The organism is Thalassospira sp. MCCC 1A01148, from assembly GCF_001613795.1.
Lineage (GTDB): Bacteria > Pseudomonadota > Alphaproteobacteria > Rhodospirillales > Thalassospiraceae > Thalassospira.
This window is the reverse complement of sequence record NZ_LPVZ01000018.1, coordinates 200,908-215,081: the sequence shown is the minus strand read 5'-3', so window position 1 is coordinate 215,081 and position 14,174 is coordinate 200,908. Positions and strand designations below refer to the sequence as shown.

Below are 14,174 nucleotides of genomic sequence, written 5' to 3'. Positions count from 1 at the left end.
CGGTCTAAAACTAGCCGTAGGATATATAGACATTATAAACGAAGATCTGTGACGCTTTTAGTCTTAGTCAATCACTTTTTCAATAGCGGGCAAACTGCATAACTTCTTATCCGCACTCCGCTTAACCACACTCACCCCCAAAACCCCCAGTGCAATCCCCCAGATCGGGCTGGTATTGACGAGTGCTGCGATGATGGCCGGGGCCTGGAGCGGGGTCAGGATGATGGCAGCCGCAATTGCGCCCATGGTCATGATCCAGGTCAGGGCCACCGCGTAGCCGAAGCTGGGGCGCCAGCGGCGGACAAAGGCGTCTTCGCTGGCGACCTCGGCGCGGATGGTGCGGTTGACGGATTTCAGCGTTTCGGTATCACGCGCCAGTTCGATTTCAGCCATGCGTTCGGTGTGGCGGTTGGCGGCCATGATTTGTTCGGGGGTGACGTCGCCTTTGGTGAAGGCCGCCTCCACCTGTTTAAGGCCCTCGGCCGCGGTTTTGGCAATCGGGTTGTCGATATGATCAAGCCCCGCGCCCACCGCCTTCATCAAAAGCGGCAGGCCGATCTGGGCAAGCAATGCCGGGATCATGTGATACCTCCCTACCCTATATTTTTGTAAAACAAGTGGTTTCCAATCTCGGCACACGGCACATGGCCGCGCGCCCAGAACGGGTCAACCGCATGGGTGTGATAATGGGTAGCGCCCTCGGTCTGATCGGCAAGCTCCCCCGCCACCGCGCGTTTGGCGATGCGTTTGCACAAACGGTAGGCCGGGTCGCGCGGGCTGAGTGCCAGCAGTTTCTTGCGGTTGGGATCATTGGCGTTCCAGCAGGAAAACTGTGCCGGTTTAAGACACACCGATTTCACGTCATTGCCCCACCAATAGCGCCCGCGTCGTTTGGCAAACGCCACCCGGTTGAGGATGACCGATGCCACGGCCTCGATCCCGGCAAGTTCTTCGCCGCGCGCTTCGCCATAAAGGGTGCGGGCAAGCACTTCGACTTCGGACAGCATATCGGGGTCGGTTACCGGCGTCGGGGCCGATCTGGTCAAAGTTTGGGTGTCATTCATAAGCTCTGATCCTTTTGGGTCGGGATGATGGGGGTATCGAGTTTGGCCTCGATCCGGAGCAAATGGCCGGTCAGGCGCTTTTCGACATCCTTGAGATAGGGGATGGAGACATAGTTGCGCGCGACATCCAGCTTGAACGCCGCCAAGCCATCCCGCAGATCGGTGACGTCTGTGTCCTGACGGCTGCGTTGCTGTTCCACGCGGCTCAGCAATTCGGAACGCATCCGCCAATGCAGCCAGAACAGGCTGGCGACAACAGGGATTTCAACAGCCGTGATCCACCAGATCACATCGACAGACTGGGTCACAGGCAGGGTCATGGGGGCCTCGATAATCAGACAAAGAAAAACCCGCAAACCGATGGCTTGCGGGTCAGTTCACCGTCCCCTCCCCCGGGGCAACATCCCACGGGTTGGACAGGCGGTTTGAGCATTCAGGAGGCCGGCAGAAGAGTTACGCCTACGCTGCCGGGCCCTTCAGCTTTTCTTCAAGGTCCTGCCAGGCCTCGCCAGAGGCAACAAGGCAGCTTGGGCCGGACGGATAGGTAAACAGGATGGTCCATGTCTGGCCATCGGGCGCTTTGAGCACCTCGATCACGCCACCATTGGACGTGACGCCAACCGCGACCGGCTCTTCGGAATATTTTGCGCTCAGGCTGTCGATCACCTTGGATCGATCCCCGCAGACGGGGGACGCCGAGGCTTGGGGAATTGCTACTGCAACGGCACCTGCCACCACAGCGATCAAGCTCAGTGTTTTCAACATGGTCAGGCCTCCTGACAGTCAGGTGCGTCCACATGGACGTCTTGTTTTCCTGCACTGCGAAATGGATCAACAAATGATCTTTGGCCGTTTCCTTGTGCCGGTTTCGATCCGCCGACAACCTTGCTTGGCTGGCTTAAATTCTCACTTTGGTATAGGAAGAAAAATTCCTTACTATTCTTTCATATAATAAACGTAGGCATCAAAGCTGAATTTTCCATAAACATTTCACAAATGTGATACACAGCCCTGCTAACCATTTGGCATTGTGAGAAAGTTTTTTCTTCCCTCACGGATTGAAATGGCTCTCGGCCCGGAAAATCCCGCCAATCCCCCGCCAATCGGCACGTTTGACCGGCATATCGACCCGCGGCAAACGCACCGGATCATGCAAAATACAGCCCGCCACCGCATCCAGCCCGTCATCCGGACCATTGCCATCGGGATGCCAATCACGCATCTGGCGCAGGAACGGTGTCTGGCAAACATCGCGATGAACATGCAACAACCCCGCGCCCATCACCGCGCCAAAGGCGTCCTCGATCCGGGTGGCTTTGTTCGTACTTTCATAATGCTCTACGACGCTGCCGGCCCATCCGATTGATTTCAGTTCACGCCGAAGGATATTGGGCAAAAACCGGCCAATGCCATTGGTCTCGACCCGGACAGACGGCAAGTGATGGCGCGCCATGAAGTCGGCCACCTGCGCACAAAGCTGGCTGGCTTCATCGCGCCATGGCCTGTCACCGCTTTCGGCCGGATCGCCCGGATTGGCCGCACGCAGCCATGCGACATCCTGCAACCAGTATTCCCCCTGATCACAGATATAAACACACGCCACCACCGCTCCGTCACCGCGAAGAGACCCGAAACTCGGATCAAAATGACAGGCACTCGCCACCATGGTGCGCCCGCCAATCCGAAGGCTCATGCGGCCATTGCCATGGGTGACCTCGGCTTGATCGTCGTAGAACCGCAATTTTGCCGGATCGAGCATCCCGGCCACGGGCGCGACCATTTCAAGCATCATCTGGCTTTGAAACTTGCGAACCGGGGTGCGGGTCCGCATCGCCTTGATCGCGGCCAAATCAAATCTTTCCGGCCAGTTTGATGCCCCGTCCTTATTGACGATGGGCAGTTCAAAGCGTGAAAAACCGTCAAGGAACGGGGCAGCTTCGCCGACTTCCGTTCGCGCTTCCCGGGCGTAGATCGAGTAATAGCTGTGCGGGGTTCCAACATAAAGCTGCGCACCACTTGGGCCCAGCACATAGGCAATCTCGCCAAGCTTTTCGCGCAGCTCGGCACGTTTATGGGCGGTGTCGCTGTTTTTGGGCACCTCGACATCATCGCAAATCACGATATCGGCGCGCGATCCGGTGATATTGCCGCCAATGCCCACCGCCTGCATCGACGGATCGCGCAACACAGCCGTTCGCGCCACGGTAAACCGCTCGCTCCCCCAATCGATCCGCTTTTCGGGTAAAAGGGCGCTCATCAACGGATGACGTTCAATCACGCGCTTGACGTTGCGCACCATCTTTTTCGCCAGATCCAGATCAGCCGCCAGAACCAGAATGCGCAAGTCAGCATTCCGATACAGCAACCAGGCACAAAACAACCCGACCAGTGTGGACTTGCCGGAGTTGCGAAACGCCATCAAAAGCATTTCCCGCTTGCCCGACTGCCAGCAGTCTTCAAGCCAATCGGCCATCTTGCGATGATGGGCGGGCAGGCCGAGCCCCAACATCTGATCCCAGATCCAGACGAATTCGGCGAAGCGGGCGGTTTGAGCAATTAGCATTCCCCACTCCATAATGTCACCACCGTCATTCCGTCAAAGGCAGGAACCTCGAACCACATTACGCGCGGTTCAACGTCCTCCGCGCTTCGACAATCAGCTGATCGACATTGCTTTTGTCAGGTGCGTCGTCATCAACTTCTCCCGCTCCCTCACATGCCCAGCGCAGCAGCTTGATCAGGCTTTCAAGATGCCCAAGCGCTGCCTTGCAGGCCGCCTGATGGGCGGAGAATTCCTTGGCGTCCATGACCCCGGCAGCCTCCCCGGCCAGTCGGTGATAGGCATCGCGCGCCATGGCAATGTCATCGGGCAACTCACCCAATAGCCGGGTTTGCAGGGCCATGATCGGGTCGGGTGTCTTATCCGTGCACATGAGGTTTAAACCACCGAAAGTTCCAAAAGCCGCGCATTCGATAGCTTTTCCGGCCAATAGGCCAGATTGCGCACATGGCCGTTGAGTGCCTTGTCGGTGCCGCCAAACGATCCCAGCACGATGTTGGAAAAATTGCGTGGCATGGCAAAACCATCGGGCGAGGACAGCACCACCCCATCCAGTCCGACCGAGATCACATCATCATCCCACGCCAGCGCAATGCGATGAAGGGTATCCTTGGCAAGGCTTCCATAAAGCGACTGGGTGACGACTGGCACGCCGTCAGAACGCAGCGAAATGCGCAACTGATCGGCGGCACTGTCATAGCCAAGATCAAGGTGATCATCATTGAGGCTTAAGGAATAAAGCTGCACGATCCGCCAGATGCCCGCCCAATCCTTGGCGGTATGGATATCAAACACCAGTGTGCCCCGGCCTTGCGCGAACCAGTCGCCGGGATCGAGCCGCACATCATCGCACGCCCGTGCGGCCGGGATGCCGTTGCTGATGATATCGCTGGTGGGAGCAGGCCCGGCTTCAAGCTGCGCATTCCAGATCAGGACGGAGGCCGGAAGTGCGCTGATCGCCGTACTGATTTTCGGATAGCGGGTAGTACCGGAGGCCGGTTCGGCAATCCACACCCGTTGCCAGTTTTCATCCAAGGCAAAACCATGTGCGGACGGCCCGTCAATCCCGCCAAGCGTGATGTCAGCCGTGCCCGAAACCGCACGCATCCAGACGGCAAAGCTATAGGTATCGGTGGCCACAAGCCCGCCGACATTCTGATAAAGTCCATCCGCACCCGCCGCACTGCCCGGCAGATCAAGCTGCATCGCGGTTTGACTGCCATCCGGGGCGGCGATTGTGCTGGCACTTACCACCACACCGCTGTTCTTTTCCCAAAGCGCATTGTCAAAGCCCAATGAGTAGCGCAGCAGGTTGGTCGCCGCCCCCTCGATCAGAAGGCCCAGGCGACGGCCAAGTCGATCATGGTCATAGGCCGGTTCATCAATCGCGCGGGTTTCAAGCAGGCCATTTTGGCTTTGGATAAGCTTGGTGCTGGCGCGCGAAACATTCATGCAGGCCGCAAGCGGCTGATAACGCAATCCCATTGGATGCATCTCCGATCAGTGTGTAGTCGATGGATGGCAGGCGCGTGGTGGCGTGCTAGCCGCCAATGCGATGGATGTGACACCAGGTCAAAAGATCACTTGCCGCGATTTCACGCGTTTGGGTGTCGCTATGCACGATGCGCAAACGCAATCCAGTACCGGGCGTGACCCCGATCCGGGCAATGCCATTCAGCCGCAAACTGTGCGCCGCCCCGCTGCCCGTGGCGGTTATGTCATTGGCTTGCAGGTGGCTTGACCAATCGGTGCCGTCAAAGCGTTCGAGCGACAAAGTCGTAAAGACCGACTGGTCGGTAATGGGAAGCCGCACCCCGATATCAACATGATAAAAGCCCGGCGGAAGGCCGGTGACGCCATGCACCGCACTGTCATAAAGCCCGTGGCTGTCTTCGATCACCTGATCCCATTCAACCAGAAACGCCCCGCCCGCCGGAATGGATTGGCTGGCCGTCCGCAAAAGCCTCACAACCGGGCCGGTTTCATGGATCGGCGCGGCAAACCAGCGCGTGCCATCACAGACCAGATCGACCATGTCGCCCCGTGTCGGTAACGGGTAAACAGTTGCCTCCGCCCCGCCATTGGTTGGGCGGATCACATTCCCCGCCGCCGTCGTAACATCAACCATCGTGCCATCACCGTTAAACACGCGATAGCGCACCCCATTACGCGCAACAGATGCCACCGGCAAGGTCAATTGCGCCCCACTGGAAAGCCTGACCAGCGATCCGGTTTCGCGGACATCCATGATCCGGCTGACCGGCGCATCAATCACCGGCATGCGGCGCTCATCCTCCCACGCCAGGACATCGCCACTGCGAAAATCAAGATCAAGCATCGCCGCGGCGTTTGATCTTTCAAACGACGCGGCTGCGGTTTCAGATCGGCTTTCGGCGGCCTCCGCCCGGTTGGCGGCATCCTGTGCCTGTGCTGCCTTGGTGCTGGCCTGCGCGATCTCCGCCCCGCTGGGTCCGTTGGCAAGCCCCGTGCCCGCCGAATTCCAGATCAGCGCCCGACCGGGCGTGATCACCGGCAATTCAGCCGATGCAGGTGCATCCTGATCCGGACCAAAGCGCAGCGTCCCGGTCAGTGCGTGATCAACATCGCCAAGGGCGGCTGTCATGAAATCAAGATCACGTTCCAGCGCATCACCGCGCGGGATCGACATGGCGTCAAAGGCACTTAGCCGGCGCAAATGCAACTGGCGGGCAATGGTGATCCGGGCACCGGTTTCCGGCGGGTGTTCAAACCGCACCACACCACCGCCGCCCTCATCACTGGGCGTCAAGGCGACGTGAAACCCGGTTTCGATTTCATTGCCATTGATGGTGATGCGCAGATCACCCGCATCAAACACATCAAAATCAAACGGAAATTTGTCACGCGCACCATCGCCGACAAAGGCAATGGAGGCACGGATCTGATTGGCAAAAACAGCGCCCATAGCGTACTTCCCCCTAAAAAAAATCAGCCATCACGCTTTGAAAACCAGGCATTCAGCCGTGCCACCGTGTCATCCTGCGAAGATCGCAAAAGCGACTTTTCGCGCCAGGCGGCCTGTTGGTTGATGCGGCGGCGCTTGCGGGCAGCAGCATCTGCGTCCAGTTCCGCATCCTGCCGCGCGGTCTTTTCAAACCCCGCCAGAACCGCACTGGCCGAGCCAGACCCACCGGCCATCAGCCCCGATGCCCCTTGCCGGGCACGCGCGGTTGCCTGACGCCGCCTAAGGTCTTCTTCGCGTTTGGTGGCGTCTTCACGCTGGCGCGCCTCGATCTCGGCCAGCTCCGCCTGACGGGCGGCTTCGCCCTGATCGATCCGGCTTTGTGCATTGGTCTGGTTGGCGCTAATGCGTTGTCCGGTTTGCAGCACCGATGCCGCCATCGGCACGATTGATGTAAATCCACCCATCAGTCATTCACCCCCATTTCACTGGCCACACCAAGCAACAAAAAAGGCCGGGGCAATGCCCCGGCGATGCGCCAAAGTCCACTTTTCAGTCCCCCGCCACTGCCCCGCCGCCAGCCGAGCGCGCGCAGCGTGATATCCCCGCTATACAGCGCGTCTTTGTCATCGGGTGGCGCAGATACCGGAAGTGCGACATCGCGCAATCCCCGACCGGTATCAACGCGAAGCTGCCCGGTTTCCTGCAAACGCAAGGTGACTGAGACCAGCCGAACGGCATTGCCGCCATGCGGGCGGCTGCCATCCGATGCGGCCGGCGGCAGGGCATAAATTTCATGGGTAAAGGGCAAGCCGACCTCGATCTCCGCCACTGCCCCGATGTGATCTGGCAGCGTAATCGTGCCCCCGGCAACCGGGATGTTATCGGCAAGAACGCCATCGTGCCAAACGCTGACATCAAGGCCATCCAGTGCCTCAAGATTACCCCAATGTTTGCGTGACGGTTCGTCTTCGGCCACCGCTTGGCGGCGATAAAGGTCGAAACCGCATTTCGGGTCAAACACGCCCAGGAAATGATGCCCGTCACGTTCCAGCACGACATAAACATCCCCGCCGGACACCGAAACGGATCTAAAGGCGCATCCCGCAACCGATTGCGCCGACCAGGCGGTGATGGCCTCAGACCGATACAGTGTCAGGGTAGCAAGCGATCCATCGCGCATCACCACATGCAAAAGCCGTCGTTCCGGATCAAAGGCCTGATCGATGGGATGATGGATCAGATGGCGTGACAGCAAGGCCAGATCGGCTGATCCATAGGCCTGTTCGACATCGGTGAACAGGAATTCGCGAATTTCGCGCCCGCTCCGCCCGGCAAAAAGCGTGGCACCATCAACATTGACCAGTGGCACGGTGCGATCACTTTGGCTACCGATCCGGGTCTGGCGCGTGACCTGCACATTGGCGGGGGTGAGCGGATCGCCCGTCACCATCCATTCTGATCCGCTGGTAAAGACCTGCAAATGACGCCCGGCGAAAATGCCCGTGATCGCATTGACCTGATCAGCCAGAAGGGCAAATTCAATTGCCTCGTCATCAAGGCCCTCGCCCAGTTCGAAATTAAACAGATCCCCCGATTTCGACATCCACAGGCGGTTGGGCAGATCGCGCGATCCGCCGATGATCAACCGGTCCTGATGAAAGGTCACACTGCGCGGCCAACCCCGCACATCTGAAAAGGCCTGTTCGACGAAATCGACCGTGGCATTGGTGTTGGGCAGTGCCTGCTTCAGGGCGATTTGTGCGGTCCGGGCATCGGAAACGTTGGTGATCTCACCCTCGATCCCCTGAATCCGCCACAGCGTGCCGACATGCCCGGCAACGAACAAATCGACATTCGCGGTAAGGCTCACCGTCCCGCTGGTGCCTGACGGGGTCAGGGTGGCGGCGGGTTCGACAAACTTGTAATAGGGCTGGCTGGTGCGGAAATTGGTTTCGCGCCAGGCCCAAAGGGTGGTCTGCCAGCTGCCATCGCCTGTCCGGGTAATGCGTACCGGCGGGGCCGCGGGATGCACCACCAGAAGCGTATCGGCACTTTGCGTCCAGCTCAAAAGATCAAGCTGTTCTTCGCCGAACGTGGTTTCAAACCAGATCGTCTTTGCCTCATCCTCGAACACCAGCGCATGTTTATCGCCAAAGGCCAGCAAATAGGTCTGTTCGGTATTGAACTCGAACTGAATCAACCGCGCCGGACCTGACAGTTCATCGATCAATCGAATGCCGGGACGGCGACGCACCCCGCCCGATGGTTCGATAAAAACATTGCGCAGGCGTGCTGCCCCATTGGCATAGGCGCTCAGGTCCGAGCGCCCCCACAATTCCGGGGCCAGTTCGCCGGTCGAAAACGTGTTTTTCTCCAGAACGCGGCGTGCCATGGGGTGCTCCCTCATTGAATAACGGTAATACGCTTGTGGATCGGGATCCCCGTACCCGCCTTGGCGGGCACAGGCTCTTCGCGGGGATGACGGAAGGTAAAACAATCTCATGGAACAAACGTCATTCCCGCGAAGGCGGGAAACTCGCACCGCAGGCCCCAAACCCGCGGTCCAAGGCCCGACCCACGCCCTAGCCCCGCGCCGAAATCAGGGAAAAATCATCAATCGCATGCGGGGTGGATTGCTGCGCATCGGCAAGTCTGGCTTCACGCAACTGATCCTCGGCCCGCTTGAAAAGATACTCGGCCCGCGTGCTGCTTTCGGTCAGCGGCAGGCAAAACTCCGCCGCCAGCCGCGCCATCAGGGCCATATCAAACCATGCCGGAAAGCTGCCCTCGGGCAAACGCGCGACATAGCTTAGATACGCACTGTCACTTGCGACCAGAACCGCCTGATCACGCAACTCAAATCGGGCAATCTTGCCCCCGTCATTTTCAAGCGACAGCAACCGGATAAAATCGCGCGGCAAGGCAAACAGATGGCCTCCATCCTTGGGCGATGTCGCCGCATCGTCACCGGCCAGCCGCGACAACCAGCACCCCCGCCCGGCAAACCGCCACGGATAGCCCGCCAGCATCCCGTCACGCACGCTCGCATACAGCATCCGGGCAATCTCGGCCTCGGCCACGTCCTCCTCAAACGATGAAATCGGCGCCGCCCCGATCATCACCAAAGCCCGCGCACACAGCGCCACATCACTTAACGCCATCACATCCCCCACACAAAAACGGGGCCCGGAAAACCGGACCCCGAAAGGTTCTAGCTCGCAGCAATCACACCTTGATGATGTAATTCACCACCAGGAACGGCTGCATGTTGTTGTGCGGTTGGTCGCCGCCTGCATCGGAAACCGAATACCATTCCTGTGAAGTTGGGTTCACACCACGCTCTGCTTGCGCGCTCATGCCATAGGTTTGGAGATGCGGTGCACCGTATTGATGCGTGTGGTTTGGCATCTCGGCCGTAGAGAGTTGATGAACTTCCGCACCATCGACATCCCCGATCACACGATCCGTCAGGCCATCGCCCTGACCGGTACCAATCGGTGCACGACCACGCAGGTCCGGCAGTTTGAAACTGCCAGCAGTCTGCCCGACACCATAGGTCCTGCCGATTGCAGTAAATAGATCGGCAAATTCCGCCGCCAGAAGTTCTGCACCGTCACAAATCATGAAGCCTGCCGGTGGCACCGAACCGGCAAAAGGCAGGATGGTGGCAACCGGGACAGAACCGGCTCCAGAACCACCGCCTCCAAACAGGCTTTCAAGCGCCTGCAGCAGCTGGGTATCGTCCATACGATCTGGAACAATATCCGCCGCCAGAACAACATTCAGAACTTCGCTTTCAACCGGTGTAGTACACTGCATGCGAACTCTCCAATTTGGACAAAAAAGAACCCCGGCAAGCGCACTTGCCGGGGGAACGAGATCAAGTCACCAAAGCATCACTGCCCAACAGTCGCTGTCGGATAAAACGCCTTGATCGCATAAGTCATCGCGATGTTGCGTGGGCGAACGGCACCGCTATAACCCTGATCGCCTGCGATGCCCGGTAAGGAAGTGATCGATTGACCCGGAGCACCAGCAACTCCACCAGCCGGATAGTCAGCAACGTCATAAGCCTCATAGCCAAGAGAAGCCTGCATATTGCCCGATTGAAGAGTGGTTGTGACGCTCCAAACTGAATCATTGCCAGTGTCAAAACCCACGATACTTGGATTTTGCCAAGAGCCAAATGCACGACCCGCGTCAACACCACGCCCATCATCGAAACCACGCACGAACTCGCCACGCAGATCCGGAAGATTGAAGGTCGTGACATCGTCACCAGCCCCCCAAACAGTGCCAATAGCGGCAAACAGATCGGCATATTCGGTGCGTGAGATCGCTGAACCATCACAGACCAGCCAGCCGGTTGGCGGGGTTGGCATGGCGAAAGCTGAAACCGAGCCGATTTCACTACCCGAACTCACACCACCACCAGATCCGCCGCCAGAAATCAGCGCTTCGATGGCCTGAAGCAGCTGGGTTTTATCCTCGCAATCAGGCCAGATGCCCGCACCCTGAATGACATTGAGGATTTCGCATTCGACCGGGGTATTTCCCTGCATGAGCAGTCTCCTTGGTTGATCAAAAGAAAACCCGACAGCGAGATACTGCCGGGGCATTGGAAAGGTTTTGATAGCGGGCTTTAAGTCACGCCGCAGCAGGAACAGTCGCCTTGATCGCGTATGTTACCGCGACGTTGCGCGGGCGGGTTTCTTGGCCAATACGTGGTGTGCTGTTTACACCATCGCTTGAGACCATACCGACGTTATTTACAGTCGTCTGCTGCGTCGCATCTCCATCTCGAAGGCCTTGCACACTGAACCCGACTGTCGGGAAGTGCGCAGCCACGCTAAAGTCATGACTGTGCCCTTGCAGTTGATCAAGCTGAGCTGTGCCAAATACACGCGCTCCGTCAACACTGCGTCCAGCATCAAAGCCACGCAGGAACTCGCCGCGCAAATCTGGGATATTGAAGGTCGTGCTGCCATCACCCTCGCCCCAGACTGTGCCAAGTGCTGCGAAAAGCTCGGCATACTCTGCGCGGGAAACAGCCGAACCATCACAAATCAGATAATCGGCCGGCACGGTCTGCGTGGCAAAGGCATGAATTGAGGCAATCGGCACCTGAAGGCCGGCGATCTGGGCGGCATCAAACTCGGTGCAGATGGTAATCTTGTTGCAGTTACACATAAACAATCCTTGTTCTGGTCAAAAGAAACCCCGGTAACATCTGTCACCGGGGCGAGGTTGAGGGAGGATGAAAAGCGTGAATCGAGGGTGTGCGATCAGTCGGTGTTTGAGGTACCGATTGCCGTCATGTCGCGGACATCGACACCGCCTGCACCCGCACTTGCGACGACGAACAGGCCGCCGGACATGGTGGCGTCGCGGTTGGTGTTGGCGATGATGAAATCGCCGACGCGCAGCATGTCGCGCGCATCGGCAAAGTAATCGGCGGTGTCAACGTCGGCGGCGACGTCCGGGGTGATGTAGTGCCACAGCGTAAAGCCGTTGGCGTATGCCAGAACACTGAGGTTTCTGGCTTTGAAACCTTCTGCCATTTCGGGCTCCTGTTTGGTTTTGAGCTTGCGGGTCGAGGTTCCCGCCTTCGCGGGAATGACGTTCGTTCCATGCACAGACCCCAGACACCGTCATCCCCGCGCAGGCGGGGATCCCGGGCCACGGGTTCAAGCGTTCGGGGGCGCTATTCCTGTGCTTTCAGGCAGACCACGCCATCGCCATCAATGAGCGCGGCCCCCTGGCTCATGGAGTTATTGACAAAGTGCGCCGCGTGATCGCCATGCCAGGTAATGTCAGACTGAACGTCCGAGCCGATGGCGTGACCAATCGCGGTGCGGTGATACCAGAAGCAGGACCGAATGCCGCTTGCGACCGGAAGGCCCGAATGGGGCATCCAAAGCGTGCCAAGCCAGCGTTTGGCTTGTGTGCCCTTCCACGGAAGGTCTTCATCGCCGATATAGTCAGATCGCGAAAATTCATCGATCAGGAGAAGTTCCGACCACTGTTTCCAGCCGACAATCGCATAGCGCTGCCCGTCATCGGGCACATCGCGATCGCCAAGACCCTCGAACGCCATCATCACCTTATCAAGGGTCATGCCCTCGGTATTATCGGGCACGACATCATCGGCGCCGACCAGGGCATTGATGATCAGCTCGTCGGTCTTGCGGCCCAGCGCATACGCCCCGGCATTGGCCAGAACCATCTTTTCATCATGGTTGATTTTAAGCTCGTCCAGTGCATCAACCCAGTCGCCAGCATAGTAATCGCGCAGGTCGCACCGGACCGCCTCGTGATCGACATTCATCACCGGCACCTTGCCATGTCGGGCCTTGGTGGTGGCCGTGCCCTTGCCGACTTTCTGGAAAACAGTGGTCGCGCCCTTGATTGCGTTTTTCACCCGCACCGTGTTGCGCAGTTTTGATCCCATGCGTTGATAGGCCTGATGCACATCGGCCTGAAAATGGTCGATGAAGCTTTGATCAATCGTGGTTGTCATCGCCTTTTATCCCCTTGTTTCAGATATGGTTTTGTCGTGATTGCAGGCAGCCGCCGGGGATCAATTGCGCTGCCCCAAAAGGCCAGTGCCACAATTGCCCCAAAACCGGTCATTTTCCGGCCAAGGTTTGGTGGTTTAAGAACGCTGTTACAGGGAACCTTTTCCTTGAGGTTCCATGGGACACGCGCAGGATTTGCCCCGACCTGTTGCACCTGACGGGCTTTTCCGCGCGGTCCGGTCCCGGAAAAACAACAAGACAAAGAAAAAGAGTATCTGCTGTGAAGAAGTCGGTTTTGCTTGTGTTCTGCCTGATCGGGCTTGGTGTTGCGGGCTATTTTATTTTGCCGCTGACCCCGATCCCGGATTATGTCAGTGCGGTATTTGATCGCGCCGACAAGCTGTTCTAGGCGCAGGACTTGGGCAATTACCTGGGCTATTCCCCGGAAAGCCGGGCGAAATCCGCCTGCACCTCGGCCACCAGCGCCGGATCGCGATCCCGCCAATAGCGCGGATCATTCATCTTGCGCCGGATTTCGGAGCGAAGGTTTGTATCCCCGGCCCCGCCATCAGCTTTGCCAAGGACGGCTTCAGTGTTTTGCGCCATCATGCGATGCATGGCACGCACACCATCGGCACTTTGACAGAGCATCTCAAAGGCGGCCTCGGGCAGGTTGGCCTTGCCCCAGCTTTCGATTTTCGGGGCCAGCTTTTTCCAGCTTTCCGCCCCGCCAAACTCGGCCGCCAATGCCGCACGGTCGGTCGCGCGCTGTGCCGCCTGATCAAGATCACCCAGAAGCGGTGAAAGAACTTCCCCTGCCAGATCATAAACCAGTTGAGCCTGCGCGTTGCTGAAGCCTGCCGCATGCAGGCGCTGGTTGAGATCGGCATCGATATCTTCCATGCCATCTGCAAGCGTGATTGCGTAAGCATCCGGTGTTTCGGGTACCAGATCGGCGAGGGCTGCGGCGTCCAGGTGGGTTTCTGGCACTTCGCTTTCGATATCAGTCCGCTCGGGTGTTTCTTCTGCTTCCGGTGCTTCCGGCGTCTCGGTTTCCGGTGCGAGAAGGTCGGGTTCGGTTGTCATGC

18 protein-coding genes are annotated in these 14,174 nt (G+C 58.3%); 1 reads left to right on the top strand and 17 read right to left on the bottom strand.

Annotation, left to right across the window (positions count from 1 at the left end):
• Positions 1 to 63 precede the first annotated feature (63 nt).
• From AUQ43_RS07550 to AUQ43_RS07475, 16 genes are all read right to left on the bottom strand, one after another.
• Entirely contained in the window at positions 64 to 582 is a 519-nt protein-coding gene (locus AUQ43_RS07550; RefSeq protein ID WP_062955636.1) for a 3TM-type holin, read from the bottom strand.
• A gap of 11 nt (positions 583 to 593) precedes the next feature.
• A complete protein-coding gene (locus tag AUQ43_RS07545; protein WP_062955635.1) occupies positions 594 to 1,064 on the bottom strand; it encodes a cell wall hydrolase in 471 nt (156 codons plus the stop codon).
• Entirely contained in the window at positions 1,061 to 1,384 is a 324-nt protein-coding gene (locus AUQ43_RS07540; protein WP_062955634.1) for a hypothetical protein, read from the bottom strand. Before AUQ43_RS07540 ends, AUQ43_RS07545 begins: the two co-directional genes overlap by 4 nt.
• Positions 1,385 to 1,523: 139 nt before the next feature.
• Positions 1,524 to 1,829: a hypothetical protein gene (locus tag AUQ43_RS07535; protein WP_062955633.1), complete on the bottom strand. Its 306-nt coding sequence runs from the start codon at positions 1,827 to 1,829 to the stop codon at positions 1,524 to 1,526.
• Positions 1,830 to 2,115: 286 nt separating this feature from the next.
• Positions 2,116 to 3,627 (bottom strand): phage terminase large subunit, encoded by a 1,512-nt coding sequence (terL, locus tag AUQ43_RS07530; protein ID WP_062955632.1) that lies wholly within the window; start codon positions 3,625 to 3,627, stop codon positions 2,116 to 2,118.
• 58 nt (positions 3,628 to 3,685) lie between these two features.
• Positions 3,686 to 3,997 carry a hypothetical protein gene (locus tag AUQ43_RS07525; RefSeq protein ID WP_062955631.1) on the bottom strand — a complete coding sequence of 104 codons (312 nt, stop codon included), beginning with the start codon at positions 3,995 to 3,997 and terminating at the stop codon, positions 3,686 to 3,688.
• A gap of 5 nt (positions 3,998 to 4,002) precedes the next feature.
• Entirely contained in the window at positions 4,003 to 5,109 is a 1,107-nt protein-coding gene (locus AUQ43_RS07520) for a hypothetical protein (protein ID WP_062955630.1), read from the bottom strand.
• Between the two features lie 55 nt (positions 5,110 to 5,164).
• Positions 5,165 to 6,568, bottom strand: coding sequence for a hypothetical protein (locus AUQ43_RS07515; protein WP_062955629.1), 1,404 nt, complete (start codon positions 6,566 to 6,568; stop codon positions 5,165 to 5,167).
• A 23-nt stretch (positions 6,569 to 6,591) separates the two neighbouring features.
• Complete coding sequence (locus AUQ43_RS07510; protein WP_062955628.1) at positions 6,592 to 7,032, bottom strand: hypothetical protein; 441 nt, start codon at positions 7,030 to 7,032, stop codon at positions 6,592 to 6,594.
• Complete coding sequence (locus tag AUQ43_RS07505) at positions 7,032 to 8,960, bottom strand: hypothetical protein (RefSeq protein ID WP_062955627.1); 1,929 nt, start codon at positions 8,958 to 8,960, stop codon at positions 7,032 to 7,034. Before AUQ43_RS07505 ends, AUQ43_RS07510 begins: the two co-directional genes overlap by 1 nt.
• Positions 8,961 to 9,150: 190 nt before the next feature.
• The gene (locus AUQ43_RS07500) at positions 9,151 to 9,729 is read right to left on the bottom strand and encodes a hypothetical protein (protein ID WP_062955626.1); all 579 of its coding nucleotides are present in this window, start codon (positions 9,727 to 9,729) and stop codon (positions 9,151 to 9,153) included.
• Positions 9,730 to 9,793: 64 nt separating this feature from the next.
• Positions 9,794 to 10,387, bottom strand: a complete 594-nt coding sequence (locus tag AUQ43_RS07495; RefSeq protein WP_084272019.1) for a phage tail protein — start codon at positions 10,385 to 10,387, stop codon at positions 9,794 to 9,796.
• Positions 10,388 to 10,464: 77 nt separating this feature from the next.
• Entirely contained in the window at positions 10,465 to 11,130 is a 666-nt protein-coding gene (locus AUQ43_RS07490) for a phage tail protein (protein WP_062955625.1), read from the bottom strand.
• Between the two features lie 85 nt (positions 11,131 to 11,215).
• The gene (locus AUQ43_RS07485) at positions 11,216 to 11,758 is read right to left on the bottom strand and encodes a phage tail protein (protein WP_062955624.1); all 543 of its coding nucleotides are present in this window, start codon (positions 11,756 to 11,758) and stop codon (positions 11,216 to 11,218) included.
• A gap of 95 nt (positions 11,759 to 11,853) precedes the next feature.
• A complete protein-coding gene (locus tag AUQ43_RS07480) occupies positions 11,854 to 12,129 on the bottom strand; it encodes a hypothetical protein (RefSeq protein ID WP_062955723.1) in 276 nt (91 codons plus the stop codon).
• Between the two features lie 143 nt (positions 12,130 to 12,272).
• The gene (locus tag AUQ43_RS07475; protein WP_062955623.1) at positions 12,273 to 13,088 is read right to left on the bottom strand and encodes a phage capsid protein; all 816 of its coding nucleotides are present in this window, start codon (positions 13,086 to 13,088) and stop codon (positions 12,273 to 12,275) included.
• A 278-nt stretch (positions 13,089 to 13,366) separates the two neighbouring features.
• On the opposite strand from AUQ43_RS07475, the gene AUQ43_RS20615 reads away from it, so the two are divergent.
• Entirely contained in the window at positions 13,367 to 13,495 is a 129-nt protein-coding gene (locus AUQ43_RS20615) for a hypothetical protein (RefSeq protein ID WP_255356108.1), read from the top strand.
• A gap of 26 nt (positions 13,496 to 13,521) precedes the next feature.
• Here AUQ43_RS20615 and AUQ43_RS07470 read toward each other — a convergent pair whose 3' ends face one another.
• On the bottom strand, positions 13,522 to 14,172 hold the full coding sequence (locus AUQ43_RS07470) for a hypothetical protein (RefSeq protein ID WP_062955622.1): 651 nt from the start codon (positions 14,170 to 14,172) through the stop codon (positions 13,522 to 13,524).
• Positions 14,173 to 14,174 lie beyond the last annotated feature (2 nt).

Coding starts and splice junctions, on each gene's coding strand:
- AUQ43_RS07550 (WP_062955636.1), bottom strand. CDS start 582: ATGATCCCGGCATTGCTTGCCCAGATCGGCCTGCCGCTTTTGATGAAG.
- AUQ43_RS07545 (WP_062955635.1), bottom strand. CDS start 1,064: ATGAATGACACCCAAACTTTGACCAGATCGGCCCCGACGCCGGTAACC.
- AUQ43_RS07540 (WP_062955634.1), bottom strand. CDS start 1,384: ATGACCCTGCCTGTGACCCAGTCTGTCGATGTGATCTGGTGGATCACG.
- AUQ43_RS07535 (WP_062955633.1), bottom strand. CDS start 1,829: ATGTTGAAAACACTGAGCTTGATCGCTGTGGTGGCAGGTGCCGTTGCA.
- terL (WP_062955632.1), bottom strand. CDS start 3,627: ATGCTAATTGCTCAAACCGCCCGCTTCGCCGAATTCGTCTGGATCTGG.
- AUQ43_RS07525 (WP_062955631.1), bottom strand. CDS start 3,997: ATGTGCACGGATAAGACACCCGACCCGATCATGGCCCTGCAAACCCGG.
- AUQ43_RS07520 (WP_062955630.1), bottom strand. CDS start 5,109: ATGGGATTGCGTTATCAGCCGCTTGCGGCCTGCATGAATGTTTCGCGC.
- AUQ43_RS07515 (WP_062955629.1), bottom strand. CDS start 6,568: ATGGGCGCTGTTTTTGCCAATCAGATCCGTGCCTCCATTGCCTTTGTC.
- AUQ43_RS07510 (WP_062955628.1), bottom strand. CDS start 7,032: ATGGGTGGATTTACATCAATCGTGCCGATGGCGGCATCGGTGCTGCAA.
- AUQ43_RS07505 (WP_062955627.1), bottom strand. CDS start 8,960: ATGGCACGCCGCGTTCTGGAGAAAAACACGTTTTCGACCGGCGAACTG.
- AUQ43_RS07500 (WP_062955626.1), bottom strand. CDS start 9,729: ATGGCGTTAAGTGATGTGGCGCTGTGTGCGCGGGCTTTGGTGATGATC.
- AUQ43_RS07495 (WP_084272019.1), bottom strand. CDS start 10,387: ATGCAGTGTACTACACCGGTTGAAAGCGAAGTTCTGAATGTTGTTCTG.
- AUQ43_RS07490 (WP_062955625.1), bottom strand. CDS start 11,130: ATGCAGGGAAATACCCCGGTCGAATGCGAAATCCTCAATGTCATTCAG.
- AUQ43_RS07485 (WP_062955624.1), bottom strand. CDS start 11,758: ATGTGTAACTGCAACAAGATTACCATCTGCACCGAGTTTGATGCCGCC.
- AUQ43_RS07480 (WP_062955723.1), bottom strand. CDS start 12,129: ATGGCAGAAGGTTTCAAAGCCAGAAACCTCAGTGTTCTGGCATACGCC.
- AUQ43_RS07475 (WP_062955623.1), bottom strand. CDS start 13,088: ATGACAACCACGATTGATCAAAGCTTCATCGACCATTTTCAGGCCGAT.
- AUQ43_RS07470 (WP_062955622.1), bottom strand. CDS start 14,172: ATGACAACCGAACCCGACCTTCTCGCACCGGAAACCGAGACGCCGGAA.